At 37.8% G+C, this 23,322-nt stretch carries 27 protein-coding genes and 5 tRNA genes; 26 read left to right on the top strand and 6 right to left on the bottom strand.

Going from position 1 to position 23,322, the window contains the following annotated elements:
- Positions 1-29: 29 nt before the first annotated feature.
- Complete coding sequence (locus tag CVS81_RS08280; protein ID WP_199907169.1) at positions 30-371, top strand: hypothetical protein; 342 nt, start codon at positions 30-32, stop codon at positions 369-371.
- Between the two features lie 1,193 nt (positions 372-1,564).
- On the opposite strand, the gene htpX is transcribed toward CVS81_RS08280, so the two are convergent.
- From htpX to ribA, 5 genes are read right to left on the bottom strand one after another with little or no spacing between them, the layout of a single operon-like run.
- Positions 1,565-2,431 (bottom strand): zinc metalloprotease HtpX, encoded by an 867-nt coding sequence (htpX, locus tag CVS81_RS08275; RefSeq protein WP_107965661.1) that lies wholly within the window; start codon positions 2,429-2,431, stop codon positions 1,565-1,567.
- Between the two features lie 8 nt (positions 2,432-2,439).
- Complete coding sequence (locus CVS81_RS08270) at positions 2,440-2,805, bottom strand: hypothetical protein (protein ID WP_009294555.1); 366 nt, start codon at positions 2,803-2,805, stop codon at positions 2,440-2,442.
- Entirely contained in the window at positions 2,802-2,996 is a 195-nt protein-coding gene (locus CVS81_RS08265; protein ID WP_009294554.1) for a hypothetical protein, read from the bottom strand. Before CVS81_RS08265 ends, CVS81_RS08270 begins: the two co-directional genes overlap by 4 nt.
- The gene (gene rsmG, locus CVS81_RS08260) at positions 2,993-3,559 is read right to left on the bottom strand and encodes a 16S rRNA (guanine(527)-N(7))-methyltransferase RsmG (protein ID WP_107965660.1); all 567 of its coding nucleotides are present in this window, start codon (positions 3,557-3,559) and stop codon (positions 2,993-2,995) included. Before rsmG ends, CVS81_RS08265 begins: the two co-directional genes overlap by 4 nt.
- Positions 3,559-4,122, bottom strand: coding sequence for a GTP cyclohydrolase II (ribA, locus tag CVS81_RS08255; protein WP_103572161.1), 564 nt, complete (start codon positions 4,120-4,122; stop codon positions 3,559-3,561). The genes rsmG and ribA overlap by 1 nt, the downstream gene beginning before the upstream one ends.
- Before the next feature lie 68 nt (positions 4,123-4,190).
- Between ribA and hemB the strand changes: the two genes are divergently transcribed.
- From hemB to CVS81_RS08195, 12 genes are all read left to right on the top strand, one after another.
- Positions 4,191-5,162 (top strand): porphobilinogen synthase, encoded by a 972-nt coding sequence (hemB, locus tag CVS81_RS08250; RefSeq protein WP_107965659.1) that lies wholly within the window; start codon positions 4,191-4,193, stop codon positions 5,160-5,162.
- 1 nt (position 5,163) lies between these two features.
- Complete coding sequence (argF, locus tag CVS81_RS08245; RefSeq protein WP_107965658.1) at positions 5,164-6,081, top strand: ornithine carbamoyltransferase; 918 nt, start codon at positions 5,164-5,166, stop codon at positions 6,079-6,081.
- The gene (locus CVS81_RS08240; RefSeq protein WP_087583684.1) at positions 6,078-6,563 is read left to right on the top strand and encodes a DUF2603 domain-containing protein; all 486 of its coding nucleotides are present in this window, start codon (positions 6,078-6,080) and stop codon (positions 6,561-6,563) included. Before argF ends, CVS81_RS08240 begins: the two co-directional genes overlap by 4 nt.
- The gene (gene hemN / locus CVS81_RS08235) at positions 6,556-7,917 is read left to right on the top strand and encodes an oxygen-independent coproporphyrinogen III oxidase (RefSeq protein WP_107965657.1); all 1,362 of its coding nucleotides are present in this window, start codon (positions 6,556-6,558) and stop codon (positions 7,915-7,917) included. Before CVS81_RS08240 ends, hemN begins: the two co-directional genes overlap by 8 nt.
- Before the next feature lie 112 nt (positions 7,918-8,029).
- Positions 8,030-9,709 (top strand): TolC family outer membrane protein, encoded by a 1,680-nt coding sequence (locus tag CVS81_RS08230; RefSeq protein ID WP_107930365.1) that lies wholly within the window; start codon positions 8,030-8,032, stop codon positions 9,707-9,709.
- A 20-nt stretch (positions 9,710-9,729) separates the two neighbouring features.
- Positions 9,730-10,389, top strand: a complete 660-nt coding sequence (locus CVS81_RS08225) for a transglutaminase-like cysteine peptidase (RefSeq protein ID WP_021089969.1) — start codon at positions 9,730-9,732, stop codon at positions 10,387-10,389.
- On the top strand, positions 10,386-12,335 hold the full coding sequence (locus CVS81_RS08220; RefSeq protein ID WP_107965656.1) for a LapD/MoxY N-terminal periplasmic domain-containing protein: 1,950 nt from the start codon (positions 10,386-10,388) through the stop codon (positions 12,333-12,335). Before CVS81_RS08225 ends, CVS81_RS08220 begins: the two co-directional genes overlap by 4 nt.
- Before the next feature lie 3 nt (positions 12,336-12,338).
- Positions 12,339-14,477 carry a type I secretion system permease/ATPase gene (locus CVS81_RS08215; protein WP_021085509.1) on the top strand — a complete coding sequence of 713 codons (2,139 nt, stop codon included), beginning with the start codon at positions 12,339-12,341 and terminating at the stop codon, positions 14,475-14,477.
- Positions 14,478-14,479: 2 nt separating this feature from the next.
- Positions 14,480-15,946 (top strand): HlyD family type I secretion periplasmic adaptor subunit, encoded by a 1,467-nt coding sequence (locus tag CVS81_RS08210; protein ID WP_107965655.1) that lies wholly within the window; start codon positions 14,480-14,482, stop codon positions 15,944-15,946.
- The gene (locus CVS81_RS08205) at positions 15,946-16,443 is read left to right on the top strand and encodes a DUF5416 family protein (protein ID WP_107965654.1); all 498 of its coding nucleotides are present in this window, start codon (positions 15,946-15,948) and stop codon (positions 16,441-16,443) included. Before CVS81_RS08210 ends, CVS81_RS08205 begins: the two co-directional genes overlap by 1 nt.
- Before the next feature lie 17 nt (positions 16,444-16,460).
- Positions 16,461-17,096: a response regulator transcription factor gene (locus tag CVS81_RS08200; RefSeq protein WP_107965653.1), complete on the top strand. Its 636-nt coding sequence runs from the start codon at positions 16,461-16,463 to the stop codon at positions 17,094-17,096.
- A gap of 124 nt (positions 17,097-17,220) precedes the next feature.
- On the top strand, positions 17,221-17,715 hold the full coding sequence (locus tag CVS81_RS08195) for a transglutaminase-like cysteine peptidase (RefSeq protein ID WP_223227820.1): 495 nt from the start codon (positions 17,221-17,223) through the stop codon (positions 17,713-17,715).
- On the opposite strand, the gene CVS81_RS08190 is transcribed toward CVS81_RS08195, so the two are convergent.
- Positions 17,712-17,960 carry a hypothetical protein gene (locus tag CVS81_RS08190; protein ID WP_002941090.1) on the bottom strand — a complete coding sequence of 83 codons (249 nt, stop codon included), beginning with the start codon at positions 17,958-17,960 and terminating at the stop codon, positions 17,712-17,714. The genes CVS81_RS08195 and CVS81_RS08190 overlap by 4 nt on opposite strands.
- 257 nt (positions 17,961-18,217) lie before the next feature.
- On the opposite strand from CVS81_RS08190, the gene CVS81_RS08185 reads away from it, so the two are divergent.
- The 13 genes from CVS81_RS08185 to rplL all read left to right on the top strand — a co-directional run bounded on the left by CVS81_RS08185 (position 18,218) and on the right by rplL (position 23,227).
- Positions 18,218-18,293: transfer RNA gene (locus CVS81_RS08185), tRNA-Thr, on the top strand.
- Between the two features lie 52 nt (positions 18,294-18,345).
- A tRNA-Tyr gene (locus CVS81_RS08180) sits at positions 18,346-18,430 on the top strand.
- A 7-nt stretch (positions 18,431-18,437) separates the two neighbouring features.
- Positions 18,438-18,514: transfer RNA gene (locus CVS81_RS08175), tRNA-Gly, on the top strand.
- 124 nt (positions 18,515-18,638) lie between these two features.
- Positions 18,639-18,713, top strand: a tRNA-Thr gene (locus tag CVS81_RS08170).
- 72 nt (positions 18,714-18,785) lie between these two features.
- Positions 18,786-19,985 carry an elongation factor Tu gene (tuf, locus tag CVS81_RS08165; RefSeq protein WP_002941132.1) on the top strand — a complete coding sequence of 400 codons (1,200 nt, stop codon included), beginning with the start codon at positions 18,786-18,788 and terminating at the stop codon, positions 19,983-19,985.
- A 53-nt stretch (positions 19,986-20,038) separates the two neighbouring features.
- Entirely contained in the window at positions 20,039-20,197 is a 159-nt protein-coding gene (gene rpmG, locus CVS81_RS08160; protein ID WP_002941157.1) for a 50S ribosomal protein L33, read from the top strand.
- A 19-nt stretch (positions 20,198-20,216) separates the two neighbouring features.
- Positions 20,217-20,292 (top strand) — tRNA-Trp (locus CVS81_RS08155).
- Between the two features lie 17 nt (positions 20,293-20,309).
- On the top strand, positions 20,310-20,489 hold the full coding sequence (gene secE, locus CVS81_RS08150; RefSeq protein ID WP_002941070.1) for a preprotein translocase subunit SecE: 180 nt from the start codon (positions 20,310-20,312) through the stop codon (positions 20,487-20,489).
- A gap of 11 nt (positions 20,490-20,500) precedes the next feature.
- Positions 20,501-21,034 (top strand): transcription termination/antitermination protein NusG, encoded by a 534-nt coding sequence (gene nusG, locus CVS81_RS08145; RefSeq protein WP_180385147.1) that lies wholly within the window; start codon positions 20,501-20,503, stop codon positions 21,032-21,034.
- 10 nt (positions 21,035-21,044) lie between these two features.
- On the top strand, positions 21,045-21,470 hold the full coding sequence (rplK, locus tag CVS81_RS08140) for a 50S ribosomal protein L11 (RefSeq protein WP_021092996.1): 426 nt from the start codon (positions 21,045-21,047) through the stop codon (positions 21,468-21,470).
- 59 nt (positions 21,471-21,529) lie between these two features.
- Entirely contained in the window at positions 21,530-22,231 is a 702-nt protein-coding gene (gene rplA, locus CVS81_RS08135) for a 50S ribosomal protein L1 (protein WP_002941167.1), read from the top strand.
- A 103-nt stretch (positions 22,232-22,334) separates the two neighbouring features.
- Positions 22,335-22,820 (top strand): 50S ribosomal protein L10, encoded by a 486-nt coding sequence (gene rplJ / locus CVS81_RS08130; RefSeq protein ID WP_009294520.1) that lies wholly within the window; start codon positions 22,335-22,337, stop codon positions 22,818-22,820.
- Between the two features lie 29 nt (positions 22,821-22,849).
- Complete coding sequence (gene rplL, locus CVS81_RS08125) at positions 22,850-23,227, top strand: 50S ribosomal protein L7/L12 (RefSeq protein ID WP_012001504.1); 378 nt, start codon at positions 22,850-22,852, stop codon at positions 23,225-23,227.
- Positions 23,228-23,322: the final 95 nt, after the last annotated feature.

Here is a 23,322-nt window from a genome sequence, read left to right as displayed (position 1 = left end):
GCTCGCTAGCTCTGGCTCTTACGCCAGATATGGCAGCGAAAAATCACGCAATATACTACAAAAAAAAGCTCCCATTTATCTGCACGCCTACGCTAACTCTTAATGATATCTTAAATGTGGGCGATACGCTCATCTACAGATACGCCGTCAAACACGCAAGAAAACAAGAGATCAAAAGGCTTGAAGAAAAAGAGCTTTTGGAATTTATCGAGGCTATAAAAAAAGAGAATTTAAGAACCGCCTGCAAGGATAAAGAAATTTTAAATATGCTAAGCATCGGTGTTAGTATGGATGAAATTTTCTACTCAGAAAACGGCGAACTAATCTTTGAATACACTATAAAAGATGAAGATTGCAAGAGACTGCAGTGAAATTTGGGGTTAAATTTCAGTTTTTGGGTTTTAAATTTTATTAGATTGCTTTGCAAATTTTAAAATCCTGCTCACTTACCTTAATAAAACACCAAATTTTGAGCTGAGATATGAACATTTGCAAATTTTAAAATTCCATTCACTCGCAAGAATTGACTACTAAAATTTGGCTTCGCTTATCGCTTAGCTCAAATTTTAGAGCCGAAATTACTCGTTTATGAAATTTTAAAATTTGCTATAAATTCTCTCACACAAATGCATGCAGTGCGTCAGCACGATCACATGCCACCTCTAACGTTGTCGGAGTTAGGGGATCGTTAAGGGGGAAGAGAGCGACGTCGTAATTCAAGCCTCTTCCCCCTTAACAAAGAAAAAAACTTTAAATTTCTAAAAAACTATTTTGCAAATTTTAAAATTCCATTCACTCGCAAGAATTGATTACTAAAATTTGGCTTCGCTTATCGCTTAGCTCAAATTTTAGAGCCGAAATTACTCGCTCATGAAATTTTAAAATTTACTTGACACTCACTTGATTTAACAAAGCAAATTTACAAATTTTAAATCTTTACTCACTCGCCTTAGCAGACTACTAAATCTAGGCTTCACTATGTTTAGCACTAGATTTAGAGCCGTGATATGCTCGCTCATAAATTTTAAAATTTGAGTGAGTTTATCTGGCATAAAAAACACATGCGGCACGATAGTGCTATCGCATGCACTTTGAACGTGCGAGGGGATTGTGGGATCTAAAGGGAGATAAGGGGACGGCTTTGCTTCGCTAGCTCGCAACTGCAAGCAGACCGTAATTCAAGCCCCCTTGTCTTCATTTTTTAATAAAGTTGTATCATAAGCAAATTTTTTAAAATTCCATTCACTCGCAAGAATTGACTACTGATTTTAGGTTTCGCAAAGCTCTCCACTAAAATCAGAGCCAAAATTACTCGTTCATGAAATTTTAAAATTTGTTTGACTTTCTATTGCACAAAACGCATGCAGTGCGAAGCACAATTGCATGTCCCTCTAACGTGCGAGGGGATTGAGGGATCTAAAGGGAGATAAGGGGACGGCCTCGTAACTCGAGTCCCCTTGTCTCCCTTTTGATAAATAAAATTTATAAATTTCATTAGATTGCTTTGCAAATTTTAAAATTTAAACCAAAAAAATTTAGCCTAAATTTGCTAAGGGCTAAATTTTTACATACCTCTTTTTATCTCTTGCTCTAGTCTTTGAAGCTCGGCGATCCTGTCGCTGGTGCTTGGGTGCGTTCTAAAAAGCACGCCAAGCTTGCTGGTTAGCGAGCCAAATGGATTTACGATAAACATATGTGCGCTTTGCTCGCTTGCGTTTTGCATGACGTAAGAATTCGAGTAGTTCTCAAGCTTGCTTAGTGCGCTAGCTAGCCACTCTGGGTGCCCTGTTAGATAGGCTGCGCCTTTGTCCGCCTTGTACTCGCGCTCCCTTGAGATCGCCATTTGGACGATCGTGGCAGCTAGAGGCATCACAACGGCGATGATTAGCATAATTACTGGGTTGGCGTTTCGCTGCGAGTTTTGATTTTGCCCTGCTACGGTGCCTATCTTGGCGAAATTTGCGACCATCGCGATGGCACCAGCTAGTATGGCTGCGACTGAACCAGTTAGGATGTCGTAGTGCCTTACGTGGCTTAGCTCGTGAGCTAGCACGCCCTCGATCTCGTTTTCATTTAAAATTTTTAAAAGCCCATCGGTTACTGCGACGGCTGCGTGGCTTGGGTTGCGGCCTGTGGCAAAGGCATTTGGCACCTCTTCAGGGATGATGTAAATTTTTGGCATCGGCAAATTTGCCTTTTGTGTGAGGCGAGAGACGATCTCGTAAAGGCCGTGGGCGTTGCTCTCATCGACTGGGATGGCGTTATATCTTTTTAACACGAGTTTGTCGCTGAAAAAGTATGAAAATAGGTTCATACCAGCTGCCATCAAAAAGGCGATCATCATGCCTTGCTCGCCGCCAACGTAGCCGCCAACAGCGATAAAAACTAGCATTAAAGCAACCATTAAAAAAGCGGTTTTGAAAATTTCCATTTTTGTCCTTATTCTTTTATAGCATTTGGCAGGATCGCTGCGTCGATCTCAAATTTCGCAAGCTCACAAAGGCTTGCTTCACTTTGGATCAAAACGGCGATCAGTGCGTCAAATAGGTAGTTTTGCGCAACTTTTGCCAGATCTTTTGCTAGCGTAATATCGGCAATAATAAATTTTGCTCCAGCGGCGTTTGCGATGATAGCTTCGTTGATGTCATTTGCGATGATGCTAAAGCTTGCTCCAGCCTCTAACGCCCTTTTTATCAAATTTCTATCAAATTTAAAGAGATTTTGCCTGCCGCTTGAAATTTCATCTTCACTTTTGCAAAGAAATAGCGGTTCAAATTTGATCAGCTCATCACCCAAAATTTTCATCTCTCACCCTTTATGCACTCTTTACAGATGTATTTTCCGTCCCTTAGCACCATTTGGTCGATGTCGCTAAAGACACCGCATTTGCTGCACTCCTCGAAGTTGCTGGTGCTTATCTTGTCGCTTTTTTTTCTATTTTTAAAAAATATGATGTAAATCGCAACCAAAATCGCTACAAAAAGCAAGTATTTCAACGTATCTCCCCTTGATTTTTGAGATTAAAATATATGTAGTTTCTGTTTTTCTCATTATAAATTTGCGCGTTGATGCCTGAAATTTCCTCCATAACGCTTGAGCCCTTGTAGATGAGAAATTTAGTGCTCTCATCATAAAATCCCTCACAAATTTTTATAAGCTCTTTTGTCTTGCTAAGCGCCCTTGAGGTGATGAGATCAGCTGTAAATTTATCTGCAAGCTCGATTTTTTGGCTATGAACTTCTAAATTTTGCAAACCAAGCTCGATCTTAGCGTAGCTCAGAAATGATGACTTTTTGGCTATCGGCTCAAAAAGGTGCCACTTCGTTTGCGGCATAGCAAGTGCTAAAAATATCGCTGGAAAGCCAGCCCCACTACCAACATCGACCGCCGTTTTGGCACTTAGATCAAAAATTTCAAGCGGCTTTATGCTATCAAGCACCTGCTCGCTTATATCTTTATAGTTGCTTAAGCTATGAACCTTGTTAAATTTAGCAAAAATTTGAGCGTAAGCCTTTACTTTTTCGTCAAAAACTGCTGGCAAGCAAAGCTCATTTTTCATCACAAGATGTGCCCCATTTGCTCTTTTTTGACCTTTAAGTAGCCTTCGTTAAATTTATTTGGTTTGATGACGATAGGCACGCGTTTTACGATCTTTACTGAGCTTAGTCCGTGAAGTTTTAAAGGGTTATTTGTGAGTAAATTTACCTCTTTTATGCCGTAGTGATTTAGGATAAAATCAACCACTTCGTATGTCCTCTCATCAGCCTTAAAACCTAACTGGTGATTGGCTTCAATGGTGTCAAAGCCCTTGTCTTGGAGGTTGTAAGCGTTTATCTTGTTTAAAAGCCCGATATTTCTGCCCTCTTGACGCAGGTAGATGACCATGCCGCCATTTTCTTCGATATATTTTAGGCTCGCTTCAAGTTGGTCGCGACAGTCGCACTTTAGGCTCCCGATCGCATCGCCAGTTAGGCATTCGGAGTGAATTCTAAGATTTACCACTTCGCTTAAAGGCTCTTTGTAGATCACAAGATGCTCTTTTGCCCCTTCTTTGAAGGCTTGAACCTTATAAGTGCCAAATCTTGAGGGTAGATTTGCCGCGTTTGAAATTTCTATTTTCATTTTAAATTTACTCCAACTGTGCTAAACTAGCTAAAAATCACGCATTTTAACAAAGAAAAGGCAAAAATATGTTTAAACGTTTTAGAAGATTAAGAATAAACCCAGCTTTAAGAGACATGGTAAGAGAGACTAGCCTTAGCGTAAATGACTTCATATATCCGCTCTTTGTGGTCGAGGGCAGGGGCGTTAAAAACGAGATCTCTTCGATGCCAGGCGTCTATCAAATGAGTATCGATGAAATTTTAAAAGAGTGCGAAGAGATAGTAAATTTAGGCATAAAATCGATCATTTTATTTGGCATACCAAGCCTAAAAGATAGCGTTGGCAGCGATGCACTAAGTAATGATGGCATCATCGCAACCGCACTTAGAGCCATAAAAGATAAATTTCCAAATTTAGTAGTCGTCACCGATCTTTGCTTTTGCGAATATACAGACCACGGCCACTGCGGTATAATCGACCACGTGCATAACACCATCGACAACGACGCAACGCTTGAAATTTCAGCTAAACAAGCTTTGATACACGCTCAAAATGGCGCCGACATGATCGCACCAAGCGGTATGATGGATGGCATCATCGCAACGCTAAGAGAGGCGCTTGATAGCAATGGCTTTGAGAATTTACCAGTGATGGCATACTCGACTAAATTTGCCTCAGCTTACTATGGACCATTTCGTGACGTGGCGCAAAGCGCACCAAGCTTTGGCGATAGAAAGAGCTATCAAATGGATAGCGCAAACCGCTTGGAGGCGATCAACGAGAGCTTGCAAGACGAGGCGCAAGGTGCTGATATCTTGATGGTAAAGCCAGCACTCGCCTATCTTGATGTCGTTAGAGAGCTAAGAAATTTAACACTTCTGCCACTTTGCGTCTATAACGTAAGCGGCGAGTACGCACTGCTAAAAGCTGGCGCAAAAGCTGGCATCATCGACTACGAGCGCGTCATGATGGAGACATTAATCGGCTTTAAAAGAGCAGGGGCAAATTTGATCATCACCTATCACGCAAAAGAAGCGGCTAAAATTTTAAGGGGCTAAGATGAGGCACTTTTTGACGCTAAATGACTTTAGTAAAGACGAAATCGAGCAGATGATAAATTTAGCCCGTAAGATCAAAAAAGAGGCGAAGGCTAGAGAATTTAAGCCATATCTTAAAGACCAAAAGCTTGCGATGGTGTTTGAAAAAAGCTCAACCAGAACTAGAGTGAGCTTTGATGTGGGCATGCATGAGCTTGGCGGATATGCGCTATTTTTAAGCAAAAACGATATACAAATAGGACGTGGCGAGCCTATACGTGATACCGCTAGAGTTATAAGCAGGATGTGTGACATGGCTATGCTAAGGGTCGATAAACACGAGACACTAGAAGAATTTGCTAAATTTTCAAGCGTGCCAGTGATAAATGGGCTAAGCGATAAATTTCACCCAGTGCAGCTCATGGCGGACTATCTTACCATGCTTGAATTTAGCGCAGGCGAGAAGGTCGCGTACGTAGGAGATGGCAACAACATGACTCACTCGTGGCTCATGCTAGCAAGCAAACTAGGACTTGAGCTAAGGGTCGCTACGCCAAAAGGCTACGAGGTGGATGCTGAAATTTTAAAAATGGCCAATGAAAACGCAAAAATTTCAGGTGCGAAAATTTTTATCACAAATGATATAAAAGAAGCGGTAAATGGTGCCGATGTAGTGACTACGGACACTTGGGTATCGATGGGGCAAGAGGCCGAGAAAGAAAAGAGGCTAAAAGACTTTGCTGGATACTGCGTGGATGAAAATTTGATGAGTTTAGCTAAAAAAGATGCGATATTTTTGCACTGCTTGCCAGCTTATAGAGGCTACGAGGTGAGCGAGGCGGTCTTTGAAAGGCACGCGGATGAAATTTTTAGCGAGGCGGAAAATAGACTTCATGCACAAAAGGGCGTGATGGTCTGGTTAGATGAGAGAAGAAGATGAGTGAAGAGAAAAATATATATGATGAGATAGATGAGATCGGTAATAACCTTGGGCTAAGCGAGCCTGAAAAAACGGTCTTTGAGATAGTTTCAACGAAAAATCCAAACGAGCACATTTTAAATTTAAAAAGTGGCTCTTGGGACTCGAAAGAGCCGTGGTTTGGTATTGATGAAAATCAAAATTTACACACGGTCATTTCTGTACAATCGTTCTCAGCTTTGATAGAGGCCTTAAAAGAGTCGCAAAAAGAGAATTTTGACCTAAGACTTGAAAAGACGATCTGGCAAAATATCCCAGTTGATTTTAGCGATGTTTGGGTGGTTGCGATGGATGAGATCAAAAAGATAGCTCACGATAAAAAGAGCAGGCAGTTTAACATCGACCTTGATAAGCTGGTAAAAAATATCAAAAAAGAGCATCCAAATTTATTTGTAGATATAAAAGAGATGATCCAAATGGCAAGGAGCAGGGCAGATGATTGATTTTAGTGCGTATGTGAAGTATTCAAGGCCAGGGCCAAGATATACGAGCTATCCGACAGCACCGGAGTTTAGCGATAAATTTAGCTATGAGGCTTACGTAAAAGAGCTTGAAAACCGCGATAAAAAAAGGCCACTTTCGCTTTATTTGCACTTGCCTTTTTGTAGGAGTGCTTGCTATTTTTGTGGCTGTAACGTCATCTACACGAGCAAAGAGGACCGCAAAGAGAGATATATAAGATATATAGAAAAAGAGTTTGAAATTTTAGCTCGCCACCTAGATACAAGCACTGAGGTCTTGCAGATGCACTTTGGTGGCGGTACTCCGACATTTTACAATGCCACTCAGCTTGATGAGATCATCAAACTTATCAAGGCTAAATTTAAAAATTTCTCAAAAGAGGCTGAGATAAGCTGCGAGATAGACCCTAGATTTTTGACAAACGAGCAGCTTGATGTGCTCATATCTCACGGCTTTAACCGCATAAGCTACGGTGTGCAAGACTTTGATGAGAAAGTGCAAAAAGAAATTCATAGAATTCAGCCTTATGAGATCACTCAAAATGCCGTAAAAATGGCTAGGCAAAAGGGTATAAAATCAATCAACATGGACCTGATCTACGGCCTGCCATATCAAAGTCTGGAGAGCTTTAAAAAGACGCTTGAGCTTGCTCTTACGCTTGATCCAGATAGGCTTGCAGTATTTAACTACGCTCATGTGCCATGGATAAAAAAGTCGATGCGTAAATTTGATGAGACAACCCTGCCAAGTCCAGAAGTGAAACTTGAAATTTTAAAATTTACAGCTGAGTTTTTAACTAAAAATGGCTACAAAATGATAGGAATGGATCACTTTGCAAAGCCAAATGATGAGCTTTTTGGCGCTTTGGCAAATGGTACTTTGCATAGAAATTTCCAAGGATATACGACAAAGGGTGGCGCTGATCTTATCGGCATAGGCATCACAAGTATCGGTGAGTGTAAAAGACACTACGCGCAAAATCATAAAGATATGGATGAGTATGAAAAAGCGATCGATAGCGGAAAGTTGCCATACGCAAAGGGAATTTATCTAAGTAATGAAGACTTGCTTAGAAAAAGTGTGATCATGAGTTTGATGAGCAATTTTGGGCTTAATATCAAGGCAGTCGAGGATAAATTTCATATAAATTTCTTTGAACATTTCAAAAATGAGCTTGAAGAGCTAAAGAATTTAAGTGAATTTGTCGATGTTACGACAGATAAAATCAGTGTAAATGAGACAGGAACGCTGATAATACGAAATATTGCAATGTGTTTTGATGAGTATCTTAAGAAAATTCCAGAGAATTTAAGGCGATTTTCTAAGACGATATAAAAATTATTTTTTTGTCATAGAGTGTTTAAAATACGTTTAATATTTCTTGGTGTATAATTCGCACTAAAAGTCGAGCCAAAGCTTGACAATAAAAAGGTAAAAGGATCTAGTTATGAAAAAGATGTTAGCAATTAGTGCTTTGGCCGCAGCAACGTTGCTGTCTGCTCAAGATGTCCCTTATAGGATTTTTCTAGCTTCATTCGCTCAAGATGATAGCGCTGCTAGAATTGATAGTGCTGTTAGCAAAGTAAACAGCAAAATATCAGATAGCAGACTAACTACTGGCGTTTATGAAGTTGGTGGAAGAAAGTTTTTATATGTTGATACAACTCCAGTTTCTGAAAATGAAGCTAATGAGTTGTTAGCTAAAGTTCAAAATGAGTCAGGTTACAAAGATGCTTTAATGAGAGCTAAGTCACCTGTAACAAATGCTCAGTCAGCTAAAAAATCTAATATAGAGCAAACTATATCAGCAGAGCCTAAAGCAGCAGCTACAACACAAGCTGATGATAGCGTATTGACTTTGGATCAAGTTGTAAAAACTATTTTAAATGAAAACCCAAGCTTAAAAGCTACAGAATTTAACTACTTACAAGTAGGCAAAGATCTAAAAATAGCTAAAAATGCTTACTATCCAACACTTGATGCAGCTGCTAGAGTAGGATATGAGAGAAAACGTCTTGATGATGGCATCTCAACAAGAAGAGGCGATGGCAGAGTATCTGGCGCATCTTTAACTTTGGTTGAAAACCTTTATAATGGTGGCGCTGATAAAAACAGAATCAACTCTCAAAGCGCAAGACTTGACTCAGCTGCTTACACAGTGGCTCAAGCTGCAGATAGACTAACACTAAGCGCTGCAAATGCTTACCTACAAGTTCTTCAAACAAAGAGAATTCTTGACATTGAAGAAGAAAATGTAAAAAGCCATGAAGAAATTTATAGCCAAATCAAAGATAGAGCAAGATCAGGTTACGGCGTAGCTTCTGAAGAGAGACAAGCTGGATCACGTTATACTTTGGCTCAATCAAACTATATAGCTGCAAAAAATAACTATGAAGACGCACTTTCTACATTTGAAAAACTATATGGAAGAAAAGTTGCTGCTAAAAACCTAGTAATGCCTGAATTTAACCTGCCATTACCAAGCACTAAAGAGGCTGTTTATGATAAAGCTGTTCTTTGCAACCCAACACTTCTAGTTCAAAGATCAAACATCGCTATGGCAGAGTCTGTTGTAAAAGAGAAAAATGCACCATTCTTACCAAAACTAGATCTTGTTGTGTCAGGTGCTTATGATCATTCAAATGTTTTATATGATGATTATGAAGAGCAAACATTTGATGCTCTTTTAAGACTAAACTATAACCTTTACAACAAAGGTAACGATAAGCTAGATAAAGAGAAGAGCCAACTTGCTGTTCAACAAGAGCAACAAACTATGGATAACCTTGTAAGAGAGCTTAAAGAGTCTTTAGAATTCTCATGGCAAAACTATGTTCTTAACCAAGAGAAAATGGGATATCTAAATCAACACGTTGAATATGCAAAAGCTACACTTGATGCTTACCAAGATGAGTTTAGAATCGGTCGCCGCGACCTTATCAACCTACTTGATGCAGAAAACGAGTACAACACTGCTTTAAAAGAGATCGCTACAACTGAGACTGCACTATCTTATGCAAAATATAGATTGCTAGATAACATGGGTATGGTTTCAGATAGTTTTGAGCCAGGCTTTGCTAAGAGATATATTCAAGGCGCTTGCAGTATTCAAAACGACTTAAGATAAAAATTTAAAAAGTGATGACCATGAGGGTCAAAGCAAAATTCTGGACGCTTACTTTAAGCGTCCTTTTTTCGTTATTAGCATTAAATGCTGTCGGGGATTTTATAAAACAAACGACGATAGCAAAGGTGGCTAAAATTTATGGAGAAGATGCAAGAAGAAGGGCATCGGCATTAAATTCTTTAATGACTTCATTGCAAGATGCAACCGAACAAGAGAAATTAATAAAAGTAAATGATTTTTTTAACTCTTTTAGGTGGGTTGATGATATGCAACTTTGGCATAAAAAAGATTACTGGGCTACCAGAATGGAATTTGTAGGAAAAGGCGCTGGTGACTGCGAAGACTACGTTATCGCAAAGTATTTCACCCTAAAGCAACTTGGAATTCCAACTCAAAAATTATACTTCACATACGTTAAAGCCTTAAGATACAACCAAGCACATATGGTTTTGGCATATTATGATACACCAAAGTCTATTCCATTAATTTTAGACAACATAAATGGTAAAATAAAAATCGCAACTCAAAGAACAGACCTTGTGCCAGTTTATAGTTTCAACGGTGATTCGCTATACTTGGCAAAACAAGAAGGTCTTGGTCAGGCAATACCAGGTGGAAATCAAAAACAAAATCCTAAGTGGATGGAACTAATAGATAGGATAGGAAAAGAGGATTTATGACGCTATTTAAACAGATTATGATCGCTGTGATAGCTTTTGGCATCGTGATTTTTATGGCTGTTGGCTACTTAAATTTTAAGAGCCTAAATGGATACATCAATGACCAGCTCGGTGAAAACGCAAGACACACAGCAAACTCACTTGGACTTGCTTTAAAGCCGATTGTTGATCCTGAGGATATGTCTTTGGCGCAAACGATGATAAATTCTATGTTTGATAGCGGCAGATACAAGCTCATTAAACTTGAAGACGTAGATGGTAAGGTGCTTATAGAAAATTCTCAACAAACTATCGTCAAAGATATCCCTGAGTGGTTTTACAAGATCGCTAAATTTGAAGCTCCTGTTGCAACTAGCGAGATCATGACTGGCTGGGCAAAATTTGGCACTTTATATGTTCAAGGTAGCACAGCACTTGCCTACAATGAGCTTTACTCAAACTCAAAAAATATTTTTAACTTTCTAGCTTTAATGATCATCATCGCTCTTGTCGTGGCGTTTTTTGCTCTTAAGGCGATATTTAGACCGCTTGTTAAGGTTCAGGATCAAGCTGAAGCGATACTTGATAATAAATTTATCATCCAAAAGAGAATTCCATTCACAACCGACCTTAAAAAGATGGTGCTCGCCATGAACTCGATGGTTAGCAAGGTTCAAGACATATTTGAAAGAGAAGCCGCAACACTTAGCAAGTATCAAGAGCTTTTATATAAAGACTCTATGAGCGGCACTTACAATAGAAGATTTTTTCAAACTAAATTTAGTGAGTATTTGGCAAGTGAAGAGTATTCAAGCGGTGTTGCATCACTTGTTAGCTTTAAGGATCTTGCTGGGCTAAAAGGCGTTCTTGGCTTTGAAAAATGGCAAAGCGTTATCATTAAAATAGCTCAAATTTTACAAGAAAAATCTACCGAAAATGACCAAAATGCGATCGTTGCAAGGCTAAATGACAACGACTTTATCTTGCTTTCTTACGGTAAAAACTCATCAAATTTCTCAGCTTTAGACGATAAGATCATGGCTGAGTTTAAAAAACTCTATGCAAATTTCTCTATAAATGATAGCGAATGCCCAGTCAATGCTGCTATTGTCGAGTACTCGCCAAGCACTGACATGAGGACACTACTTACATCAGCTGACGTTACTTTGGCTAGCGCAAGACTAGCCGGCTGCTTTACTTGCAAGGAATTTAATGCAAATCAAAACACCTTAGTCATCGGCAAAGAGAAATACAAAGAGCTTATTTTTGATTCTATAAAAGATGATAAATTTAAATTTGCAGCTCAAAAAGTAGTTGGTTTTGACTCAAACTTTGAGCAGTATGAACTTTATCTAAGGCTCGTTGATAGCGAGGGCAAATGGCGTATGGCATCATACTTTATGCCAATGGTAAATGAGCTAAATTTAGGTGCGATGCTCGATCTTCATATCCTAAATAGAATCGCTAGAATTTTGCCTGAAAATATCTTGCCTCAAGGAAGCTTGGCGATAAATTTAGGTAAAGAGATATTAAGCTCGGATGAAAATTTCTCAAAACTTGAAGCTACACTTAAGAAAATCGCTCAAATTTCAAAATCTAAAAACTATATAGAAATTCCAAACAAAGACGATATTAGTATCGAAAGTATAGTTAGACTTACTAAAAAATTAAAAGAACTCGGCTTTGGTTTTGGATTTGACCACTTTGAACTCAGCGCAAAAGGCATTGAGAAGCTAAAAGAATTTAATCCAGACTACGTAAAGATCCAGTCAAACGTCTTAATCGACTTTTTAAGTGATAAATCAGGAGCAAATACAAAACAATCACTAGATGTTGTTTTAAGCTCAAAAGATATCATTTTGATTGCGATCGGTGTTGAGAGTGAAGAGCAAAAGAGTAAGCTAATTGAGCTTGGCATTAAAAATATGCAAGGAATTTACATAGATGAAATCAAAAATATTGGATGATAGATGCATAGCGATAAGATAAAAGACGAACTGCTTCAATGTTTGGTGATCTTTACTAAACTTCATAACAACCCATATAGTGCCGATGCTTTGACTATCGGTCTGCCTGTAAAAGATGGCGAAGAGATCGAGCTTTTTTCACTAAAGAGCTCGAAGTCTTTATTTTCTCGTGCAGCTTCACGTGCTGGCTTTGCATCGACGCTTGTCAGAAAAGACCTTGATCAAATTTCGCCTTTAGTTTTGCCTTGTATCTTGATGCTTAGAGGCAAAAAAGCGTGCATCTTGCAATCTTTCAGCGAAGACAAAAAGATGGCAAACATCATAACGCCTGATCTTTCAACTGGCACTAGCACGATAGAAACAAGCAAGCTAAAAGATGAGTATTTAGGCTATGCTTACTACCTAAAACGTGAATTTGTCCCAGAAGATACAAGCTCGACAAAGCTTATCGACGCTGGTAATGACCACTGGTTTTGGGGCACTTTAAAGCGCTCTAAGAAAATTTACTTTGATGTCGTGATAGCAAGCTTTATCATAAACTTATTTGTCCTTGCAAGCCCGCTCTTTACGATGAACGTCTATGACCGCGTTGTGCCAAATAACGCAGTTGAGACACTTTGGGTTCTAGCACTTGGCGTGAGCGTCGTTTATGGTATCGATCTATTTTTAAAATTTGTTCGTTCATATTTTCTTGAGATCGCAGGCAAGAAGAGTGATATCATTATGAGCTCAATCCTCTTTGAGCGTGTAATGGATATGAAATTTAGCAATAAGCCAAAGTCAGTTGGTTCATTTGCTAGCAACTTAAAAGAATTTGACACAGTTAGAAATTTCTTCTCATCTGCGTCACTTGCTGCCATTGTTGATCTACCATTTGCGTTAATATTCTTGATAGTTACCTACTTTATAGGAAGCTATCTTGTGCTTGTGCCTATCGTCATCATGATAGCTATTTTGTGCTACACATTTTTTATAAAAGACCCACTTCAAAATGCGATCAAGAGCACATTTGAGGCTTCAGCTATGAAAAATGGAATTTTGATAGAGAGCCTTAGTAGCTTAGAGACCATTAAAACTCTTGGTGCTAGCGGTCATGTGCAGTGGAACTGGGAAGAGGCGACTGGCGAGATAGCAAACAGAAGCATCAAATCAAAAATAATCACTACTTCAATCACAACTGTGACTTCATTTTTGGTTCAGTTAAACACTATCGCTATCATCGTTCTTGGCGTTTATATGATACAAGATACGCACCTTACAATGGGTGGTTTGATCGCTGCTGTTATGCTTAGCTCTCGTGCGATCGCCCCTATGGGTCAAGTAGCCTCACTAGCTGCAAATTTCGAGCAGACAAAGACAGCTTACCAAAGTCTTAGCAAGATCATGCAGATGCCAGTTGAAAGACCTGAGGGCAAGAAATTTGTTAGAAGAAATTCTTTTGATGGCAAGATAGAGTTTAAAAACGTTAGCTTTACATACCCAGATACTACAAAAGGCTCGCTTGATAGGATAAATTTTGTCATTCAACCGGGTGAGAAAGTAGGCATCATCGGTAGAAATGGCTCTGGTAAAACAACCTTACAAAAGATAATCCTAGGCCTTTATGCACCGACTGAAGGCTCAGTGCTAATTGATGGTATAGATATCAACCAGATTGACCCAGCTGACCTTAGAAGAAATATCGGCTACGTGCCACAAGATGTTGTGCTATTTAAAGGAACGGTTAGAGAAAATATCGTTCAAAAAGCTCCTTATGTCGATGATATGCAGATCATTAAAGCTGCTAAGGTAAGTGGCGTAGATGAATATGTCAATGCTCACCCGCTTGGTTTTGATATGCCAGTATTTGAAAGAGGTGATGGTATCAGCGGCGGTCAGCGTCAAAGTATAGCTGTGGCTAGAGCATTTTTGCTTGATAGCCCTATCATCTTGCTTGACGAGCCTACAAATTCACTAGACAATACAGTTGAGAGCAAGCTAAAAGCAAATTTAAAGGTAAATACCGTAAATAAAACTATGATTTTAGTAACTCACAGAACATCGATGCTCGATCTTGTTGATAGGCTCATAGTGATGGATAACGGCAAAATTTTACTAGATGGTCCAAGAGACGAAGTTTTAGCTAGACTTAGTGGGAAGTGATTATGCAAGAAGATATAAAAAATCAACAAAATGAAAATTTAAAGCCAGACGAAAAGCCAGTTCAAAAAAGCGACATAAAAGATCAAGAGAGCGCTGGAGATCAAATTTTAAATAGCGTAGATGGCATCAAGTCAAATATCCAGACTAAAAACTACGATGCTTATGACTTGAAATTTATGTCAAGCCTCTCAGAAGCAGTTTTGGCAAAAGCTCCATCAACCTCAAAAAAGATACTTTATGCAGTTAGTATAACTGTATTTTGGCTTCTTATCTGGGCTTCGTGGGCACAGATAGATGAGATAACAAGAGGCAGCGGCAAGATCATCCCATCAGGTAAAAACCAAGCGATACAAAACCTTGAGGGTGGTATCGTGGATCAAATTTTTGTAAAAGAGGGCGATGAGGTTAAAAAAGATCAAATTTTAATCAGGCTTGATAATAAAAACTTTACAAGTAGCTACGGCGAGTCAAAGCTAAGACTTGATGAGCTTCAGGCCAAATTTATGAGGCTTGATGCTGAAGCAAATGATAAAGAATTTGACTACAACGAAACAAGAGATGCGAACAATAGCAAGGCCGTAAGATATGAGATAAGCTTGCATAACTCAAACATCGATCACTTAAATGAGCAAATAGGAATTCTAACAGAGCAGATCCATCAACGCCAAAGTGAGCTAAATGAACTTAGAAATAAAATTTCTCAAACTCAAAATAGCTACAACCTTGTTTTAAAAGAAAAAGCGATCATGGAGCCTATCTTTAAAAAAGGTCTTGTTAGTGAGGTCGAGTATATCCAGCTTCAAAGACGCGTAAATGACCTAAAGGGCGAGCTTGACGCATCTGTGCTTGCTGTACCAAGGGTCGAATCAACCATAAAAGAGGCAAAAAATAAGATAGAAGAGGCAAAGCTGGCATTTAAAAACAATGCAAAAAAAGAGCTGAATGAAGTCTCTGCTGAGATCGCAAGGATAAACGAGTCGCAAATCAGCCTAAGCGACAGGGTTGAAAGAACCTATGTAAGATCTCCGGTAAATGGTATCGTTAGTAAGATGATGGTGCATACAGTCTCTGGCGTCATCAAGCCTGGTGAAAACATAGCTGAGATCGTCCCACTAGAAGATAAGCTCATCGCCGAGGTAAAGGTTAAGCCAGCTGACGTTGCGTTCTTAAGACCTGGACTTGATACGATGGTTAAATTTACGGCGTATGATTTTAGTATTTATGGCGGCTTAAAAGGCAAAGTAACGCAGATCAGTGCCGATACTGAGACAAATGAAAAAACAGGCGAGAGCTACTATCTAGTTAGGATAGAAACTGAGAAAAACTATCTTGGTAGCGAAGAGAAGCCACTTAGGATAAAGGTTGGTATGATAGTTTCAGCTGATATCATCACTGGTAAAAAGACGATACTTGACTATCTGCTAAAACCTATCTTAAAAGCAAAACAAAACGCTTTAACGGAGCGATAATGCAAAAATCAGCTAGCTTTGAGCGAAATTTTAGCGAATATCAAATTTCAAGAGCAAAGCTGGCTGAGGAATTTGTCATTTTAAATGATGGCAAAATATGCGATCTAATCGGAAGAGAGGTTGTTAAATTTCTCTTTAAAGACTGTGAAAAAAGCTTTGATGAGATGATAAATTTAAAAAGAGAAGAGCATATCAGCTTAGCTGGACTAAAGATAGAAGATGAGCTAGTAAGCAGCATTAAAATATCAATTAACGGCTACGATGAAAACAGCGATAGCTTGGACTTTGATCTAAATTTACTATCTCTTAGCGTGCCATATAGATACGCTATATCAAATGGTTGTTTTGAGATGAGTATCTTTTTAAAAGAGAGAAAAGAAGTGGTTGAGAAATTTTTATCCACTTTTAGTTATAAATTTGAGGCAAATAGTGGCAGGGAGCGCTACTTGATCGTTTTCGTAAATGAGTCAAAAATTTACGAGCAAACCTATATGTGATATAAGGAAATATGGTTATGAATGTGGTTTTTTTTACTCAAAATGGTTCGCTTAATAATCTTTGGCGAGGGTATTTTTCAGATGATGATGTGAAATTTACTCACAATAAAAAGGATTTTTTTGCAAATTTAAACGACGAGGTTGATATCGTCGGTATCGATACAAATGCTTTTAAAGATAGCCTTGATGAAAATATTAAAACCATTCATGAAACTTTTCCAAATATAAAATGTCTAATCCTTGCAAACGAACCAAAATTTAGTGAAGGCAAACATCTGCTAGCTCTTGGCGTCAAAGGATATGCAAACTCACACATGAGAAAAACTCACTTTGAAGATGCCTTTGAGACGATTTTAAATGGCAAAGTTTGGCTTTATCCAGAATTTATCCAAGCGATGATCGGAGAGCTAACTGGCTCTTATATAAATAATGAAAGTGAGACTTTAGAGAAAAAGTCTGATCTAAGCGAGCTTAGTTCTCGCGAAAAAGAGATCGCAAACTTAATATATCAAGGTCTAACAAACAATGAAATTTCAGAGCAAACAGGCATTACTTTAAGGACAGTAAAGGCACACACCACGTCGATTTATAGCAAACTAAATGTGAAAGATAGAATAGGTCTTGTACTTTTGATGAAGCAGCTGCATGCGTAAAATTTTGCTTCTTTTCTTTTTTGTCTATTCTCTTTTTGCAAATAATTTTGAAATTTCTCCAAAAAATATATCTCAATGTAAAAATCAAATTTGCAAAAATATACTAAATCACTATGCAAATTTTATGAAAAAAATAGAACACGAAAGCTTTATCAGAAAGCTAGAGCTCATAAATTCATACTTAAATTCTTTGATGCCAAGATATGATGATTTTTACAATACAAATGTAGATGTGTGGAGCACTAGGGGCGAATTTTTAAGGCGAGGTGGCGGAGACTGCGAAGAGTACGCGATATCAAAGCGTGATAGCCTAAAAGATCTTGGCGTGGATAATCAAAAATGCCTTCTAGTGGTTCAAGAAAAAAATACAAAAAAATATCATATGGTGCTAGCGGTTTGGGAAAATTTACACAAAGAGCCTTTGATACTGGATAATCTAAGCTTTAGAGTTTTGCCGCTTTCGAAGCGCTACGACTTGGTGCCAGAGTATTGCTTGATGGATGGGAAATATTTTAAGATAAAAAAAGATGGCATAAATTTAGAGCCAGTGAATATAAGAATGCAAACTTACGAAAATTTGATAAAAAAGGAAAAAGAAGAGAAATTTTGGAAGAATTAATCTTCCAAGTCAATGTCTATTTTTTCAACATTTGTTGTAATATCTTTGGTATTTTTCTCAATGTTGTGTTTATTTTTCTCGATTAGTGATCTGTTTTGACCTATAAGGTCTCTATTTTCTTTGATGCCATCACTGTTTTGCTCGATCATCTTACTTAGCGTCGCTATCTTTTTTTCATAGCGGATCATTAAGAAGTAGATCACATAAATTAGCAGTAAAATTACCGCCCAAGGTAAAAATTGCATATTAAATCCTTTGTAATTTTTCGTAATTATAGAAATTTTAGCTTTTAAAAAAAATAAAACTATGAAAATATGAAATTTTATATATGTAAAATTTATTTTTTATTTTTGTTGAAAATGGCTCAATCTAGCAGGTGTTTTTGAAATTTTTTATAAATTCTATAGATTTTTTATTGCAAAAAAAATAGATAAAATATTTTTCAAAATCTCCTTGACTTTTATTTTATTTTGGGCTATAATTGCCACTTCACAAAACAGGTGCTGGTGTAGCTCAGTTGGTAGAGCTACTGCCTTGTAAGCAGTGGGTCGGCGGTTCAAGTCCGTTCACCAGCTCCATTTTGTAACAGTGTTTGACCAGAAAATACCAAAATAACTTATTAATGTTTAAGGTGAGATACTCAAGCGGCCAACGAGGGCAGACTGTAAATCTGCTGACTATGTCTTCCGTGGTTCGAATCCACGTCTCACCACCATTGTTATGCGGGAGTAGCTCAGTTGGCTAGAGCATCAGCCTTCCAAGCTGAGGGTCGCGGGTTCGAGCCCCGTTTCCCGCTCCAAAATTTGGGAAAGTAAACTGGGAGCTGTATCTAGATTTTACTAAACACAGTTATTCCATCTTTATTTTCATGAATTTTTAGTTGTTTGTATGTTGATTAAAATCATCTCAGCCAAGCGTTTTTCGCTCATATGGCTCAGAGGTAGAGCACTTCCTTGGTAAGGAAGAGGTCGCGGGTTCAAGTCCCGCTATGAGCTCCACTGGTTTATATGATTTTATATTACTATACGAATTTGAATTAGATAAAGACACATATCATAACGGAGGAAAAGATGGCTAAAGAAAAATTTTCACGCAACAAGCCACACGTAAACATAGGCACTATCGGTCACGTTGACCATGGTAAAACTACTTTAACAGCTGCAATATCTGCTGTTCTTTCACGCAAAGGTCTTGCTGAGCTAAAAGATTATGATAATATTGATAATGCTCCAGAAGAGAAAGAGCGTGGTATTACAATTGCTACTTCACACATTGAGTATGAGACAGAAAAACGTCACTATGCTCACGTCGACTGCCCAGGTCACGCCGACTATGTAAAAAACATGATTACAGGTGCTGCTCAAATGGACGGCGCTATTCTAGTTGTTTCTGCAGCAGACGGCCCAATGCCACAAACAAGAGAGCACATCTTGCTATCTCGCCAAGTTGGTGTTCCTTATATCGTTGTTTTCATGAACAAAGCAGATATGGTTGATGACGCTGAGTTACTTGAACTAGTTGAAATGGAAATTCGCGAACTACTTAACGAGTACAACTTCCCAGGTGATGATACTCCAATAGTTTCTGGTTCAGCACTTAAAGCTCTTGAAGAGGCAAAAGCTGGACAAGATGGCGAATGGTCAGCAAAAATTATGGAACTAATGGATGCGGTTGATAGCTATATCCCAACTCCAGTTCGTGCTACAGACAAAGATCTTCTTATGCCAATCGAAGATGTTTTCTCAATTTCAGGTCGTGGTACAGTTGTAACAGGTAGAATTGAGAAAGGTGTTGTTAAGGTTGGTGACACAATAGAAATCGTTGGTATCAAACCTACACAAACAACAACAGTTACTGGTGTTGAGATGTTTAGAAAAGAGATGGATCAAGGTGAAGCTGGCGATAACGTTGGTGTTCTTCTTCGTGGTACTAAAAAAGAAGACGTTGAACGTGGTATGGTTCTTTGCAAGCCAAAATCAATCACACCTCATACAAAATTTGAGGGTGAGGTTTATATCCTAACTAAAGAAGAGGGCGGTCGCCATACTCCTTTCTTTAACAACTATAGACCACAATTTTACGTAAGAACAACTGACGTTACTGGTTCTATTACATTACCAGAGGGAACAGAGATGGTTATGCCAGGTGATAACGTAAGAATTTCTGTTGAGCTTATCGCTCCAGTTGCACTTGAAGAAGGTACTCGTTTTGCTATCCGTGAAGGTGGTAGAACTGTTGGTTCAGGTGTTGTTTCAAAAATACTTGGTTAATTTATAAAATTATGCCAAAGGGGAAACCCTTTGGCTTTCTATAAGGAATATATATGAGAATTAAAATCGGTTTAAAATGCTCTGAGTGTGGTGATATCAATTACACTACTACAAAAAACAGCAAAACCACTACAGATAAGGTTGAGCTCAAAAAATATTGCCCAAGATTAAAAAAACATACTGTTCATAAAGAAGTTAAGTTAAAAAGCTAATTAAGAATAAGTAGCTATTAGGGCAATAGCTCCAACGGTAGAGCGCTGGATTCCAAATCCAATGGTTGGGGGTTCGAATCCCTCTTGCCCTGCCACAATTAAGGTTAAGATTATGGAAAAATTTATAAATTATATAAAGCTATCTAAATTGGAAATAATGAAAGTTATCTTTCCTACTAAAGAACAAATTAGAAATGCTTTTATTGCAGTTTTTATCGTGGTCGCTGTTGTTTCACTTTTTTTAGCTCTTGTTGATGTTATTATGTCCTTTGTTCTTTCTAAAGTTATATAGGATAAGGAAAAATAATGTCACATAAATGGTATGCTATACAAACTTACGCTGGTAGCGAAATGGCAGTAAAAAGAGGAATTGAAAATTTAGTTAGAGATCACGGTATCGAAGATCAACTAAAAGAAGTTATCGTTCCTACAGAAGACGTAATAGAGATAAAAAACGGTAAGCAAAAAATTAATGAAAGAACTCTTTATCCTGGATATGCTTTTGCATGTTTAGATCTTGATACAGCTCTTTGGCATAAGATTCAGTCTTTACCAAAGGTTGGACGTTTTATCGGTGAGGCTAAAAAACCTACACCATTGACTGAAAAAGATATAAATACTATCTTGGAGAAAGTTCAAAAAAGAGCGGCACCAAAACCTAAAATATTTTTTGAGGATGGTGAAAGCGTTCGCATAACAGAAGGTCCTTTTGCTAACTTTACAGGTATCGTTGAAGAATACGATATGATACATGGCAAGCTTAGACTCAATGTTTCTATTTTTGGTAGAAGTACCCCTGTTGATATTTTGTATTCACAAGTTGAGAAGATAATTTAAGGAGCAAGAAATGGCTAAAAAAGTTATAGGTGAAATAAAATTACAAATTGCCGCAACAAAAGCAAATCCTAGCCCGCCAGTTGGTCCAGCATTAGGACAAAAGGGCGTTAATATTATGGAATTTTGTAAAGCCTTTAATGAAAAAACAAAAGATATGGTTGGATTTAATATCCCGGTCGTTATAACTGTTTATGCTGATAAAAGTTTTACATTTATCACAAAACAACCACCTGCTACAGACCTTATTAAAAAGGCTGCAGGTATAACAAAGGGAACAGACAATCCTTTAAAAAATAAAGTAGGTAAATTAACAAAAGCTCAAGTTTTAGAAATTGTTGAGAAAAAACTTGTTGATTTAAATACAAATGATAAAGAGCAAGCAGCTAAGATCATCGCTGGTTCAGCTCGTTCAATGGGTGTCGAAGTAATAGACTAAAACCTTTACCGTCAGGTTGATTTTCAAAAGACGGAAGCAATTTATATGCGGAGAAATTTATGGGAAAAACTAGTAAGAGATTTCAAGAATTGCTCAAAAAAGTAGAGCAAGATAAAATTTATAACCTTAGTGAGGCTATCGATACAGTTAAAACTCTAGCTTCTGCTAAATTTAATGAGACAGTTGAGATTGCGTTAAAATTAAATGTTGATCCAAGACATGCAGATCAAATGGTTCGTGGTTCTGTTGTTTTACCAGCTGGTACAGGTAAAGTTGTAAGAGTTGCTGTTATAGCAAAAGATGCTAAAGCTGATGAGGCAAAAGCTGCTGGTGCTGACATAGTTGGTGCTGATGATCTAGTTGAGGATATCCAAAAGGGTATAATGAACTTCGATGTTCTTATAGCTACTCCAAATTTAATGGGTCTTGTAGGTAAAGTTGGTAGAATTTTAGGACCTAAAGGTTTAATGCCAAATCCAAAAACTGGAACAGTTACAATGGATGTTGCGCAAGCTGTTAATAATGCAAAAAGTGGACAAGTAAATTTCCGTGTTGATAAGCAAGGAAATATACATGCAGGTCTTGGCAAGGTCAATTTTACTAAAGAGCAATTAAATGAAAATATTTCAACATTTATTAAAGCTATTAATAAACATAAACCTGCGACTGCAAAAGGTAGATATGTAAAAAATGCTTCATTGTCTTTAACAATGAGCCCTTCTGTAACTCTTGATACTCAAGAAGTTATGGACTTAAAATAAGAATTTAGAGAAATTTATATCTTAGATTGGAGATAGCCGAGGCCATTGGGCTTAATTGATTCGACCCGCTCTGCTTGAAATTACCGGTCGGAAAGGAGAAAAAGTGACACGTAACGAAAAAACTGAAGTTGTTGCAAAATTAGAGAGTGAATTTAAAACTGCTGAAGCTATTGTAGTTTGTGACTACCGTGGCCTTTCAGTTAAAAAACTTGAAGTTTTAAGAAATTCTGCAAAAGAACAAAATGTAAAAGTTCAAGTTATTAAAAATACTCTTGCAAATATTGCTCTTAAAAATTCTGATAAAGTCGGAATGGAACTCAAAGATACAAATATCTATCTTTGGAGTGAAGATCAATTAGCAGTAACTAAAGTAGCCGCAAAATTTGAAGAGTCAAATTCTGATCTTTTCAAAATTAAAACAGCTTATATTGATGGCGAAGTTGCAAGCGTTGATAAAGTCAAAGCTCTATCTAAAATGCCTAGCCGTGATGAGCTTATTGCGATGCTTTTGCAAGTTTGGAATGCGCCAATTCAAAATTTCACAATTGGTTTGAATGCGCTTAAAGAGAAAAAAGAACAATCAGCTTAATTAAATTAAAAAAATAATAAGGATTAAAAATGGCAATTACAAAAGAAGACGTATTAGAGTTCATATCTAATCTTTCTGTACTTGAACTTAGTGAACTTGTAAAAGAGTTTGAAGAGAAATTTGGTGTTAGCGCAGCTCCTGTAATGGTAGCTGGTGGTGCAGTTGCTGCTGGTGGTGCAGCTGCTGCTGAAGAGAAAACAGAATTTAACATCGTTCTTGTTGACTCAGGCGATAAGAAAATCAACGTTATTAAGGTTGTTAGAGCACTTACTGGTCTTGGTCTTAAAGAGGCTAAAGACGCAGTTGAAGGAACTCCATCTGTTCTTAAAGAAGGCGTTAGCAAAGACGAAGCTGAAGCAGCTAAAAAAGAGCTTGAAGAGGCTGGTGCTAAGGTTGAACTTAAATAATTTTTTATTATTTAGGCTTAATATTTCAAGAGAGGGCAGAGGCTCTCTCTTTTTTAAATTTTAGATGCCTTGTAAAAGGCTATACTTTTCTTTCA

The sequence above is a fragment of the Campylobacter concisus genome (assembly GCF_003049065.1).
GTDB classification, from domain to species: Bacteria; Campylobacterota; Campylobacteria; order Campylobacterales; family Campylobacteraceae; genus Campylobacter_A; species Campylobacter_A concisus_BE.
This window is presented reverse-complemented; position numbering and strand designations above follow the sequence as displayed.

Bases quoted from the DNA above. Each gene is read 5' to 3' on its own strand.
- CVS81_RS08280 (WP_199907169.1), top strand. From the start codon at position 30: ATGGCAGCGAAAAATCACGCAATATACTACAAAAAAAAGCTCCCATTT.
- htpX (WP_107965661.1), bottom strand. From the start codon at position 2,431: ATGGAAATTTTCAAAACCGCTTTTTTAATGGTTGCTTTAATGCTAGTT.
- CVS81_RS08270 (WP_009294555.1), bottom strand. From the start codon at position 2,805: ATGAAAATTTTGGGTGATGAGCTGATCAAATTTGAACCGCTATTTCTT.
- rsmG (WP_107965660.1), bottom strand. From the start codon at position 3,559: ATGAAAAATGAGCTTTGCTTGCCAGCAGTTTTTGACGAAAAAGTAAAG.
- ribA (WP_103572161.1), bottom strand. From the start codon at position 4,122: ATGAAAATAGAAATTTCAAACGCGGCAAATCTACCCTCAAGATTTGGC.
- hemB (WP_107965659.1), top strand. From the start codon at position 4,191: ATGTTTAAACGTTTTAGAAGATTAAGAATAAACCCAGCTTTAAGAGAC.
- argF (WP_107965658.1), top strand. From the start codon at position 5,164: ATGAGGCACTTTTTGACGCTAAATGACTTTAGTAAAGACGAAATCGAG.
- CVS81_RS08240 (WP_087583684.1), top strand. From the start codon at position 6,078: ATGAGTGAAGAGAAAAATATATATGATGAGATAGATGAGATCGGTAAT.
- hemN (WP_107965657.1), top strand. From the start codon at position 6,556: ATGATTGATTTTAGTGCGTATGTGAAGTATTCAAGGCCAGGGCCAAGA.
- CVS81_RS08230 (WP_107930365.1), top strand. From the start codon at position 8,030: ATGAAAAAGATGTTAGCAATTAGTGCTTTGGCCGCAGCAACGTTGCTG.
- CVS81_RS08225 (WP_021089969.1), top strand. From the start codon at position 9,730: ATGAGGGTCAAAGCAAAATTCTGGACGCTTACTTTAAGCGTCCTTTTT.
- CVS81_RS08220 (WP_107965656.1), top strand. From the start codon at position 10,386: ATGACGCTATTTAAACAGATTATGATCGCTGTGATAGCTTTTGGCATC.
- CVS81_RS08215 (WP_021085509.1), top strand. From the start codon at position 12,339: ATGCATAGCGATAAGATAAAAGACGAACTGCTTCAATGTTTGGTGATC.
- CVS81_RS08210 (WP_107965655.1), top strand. From the start codon at position 14,480: ATGCAAGAAGATATAAAAAATCAACAAAATGAAAATTTAAAGCCAGAC.
- CVS81_RS08205 (WP_107965654.1), top strand. From the start codon at position 15,946: ATGCAAAAATCAGCTAGCTTTGAGCGAAATTTTAGCGAATATCAAATT.
- CVS81_RS08200 (WP_107965653.1), top strand. From the start codon at position 16,461: ATGAATGTGGTTTTTTTTACTCAAAATGGTTCGCTTAATAATCTTTGG.
- CVS81_RS08195 (WP_223227820.1), top strand. From the start codon at position 17,221: ATGAAAAAAATAGAACACGAAAGCTTTATCAGAAAGCTAGAGCTCATA.
- CVS81_RS08190 (WP_002941090.1), bottom strand. From the start codon at position 17,960: ATGCAATTTTTACCTTGGGCGGTAATTTTACTGCTAATTTATGTGATC.
- tuf (WP_002941132.1), top strand. From the start codon at position 18,786: ATGGCTAAAGAAAAATTTTCACGCAACAAGCCACACGTAAACATAGGC.
- rpmG (WP_002941157.1), top strand. From the start codon at position 20,039: ATGAGAATTAAAATCGGTTTAAAATGCTCTGAGTGTGGTGATATCAAT.
- secE (WP_002941070.1), top strand. From the start codon at position 20,310: ATGGAAAAATTTATAAATTATATAAAGCTATCTAAATTGGAAATAATG.
- rplK (WP_021092996.1), top strand. From the start codon at position 21,045: ATGGCTAAAAAAGTTATAGGTGAAATAAAATTACAAATTGCCGCAACA.
- rplA (WP_002941167.1), top strand. From the start codon at position 21,530: ATGGGAAAAACTAGTAAGAGATTTCAAGAATTGCTCAAAAAAGTAGAG.
- rplL (WP_012001504.1), top strand. From the start codon at position 22,850: ATGGCAATTACAAAAGAAGACGTATTAGAGTTCATATCTAATCTTTCT.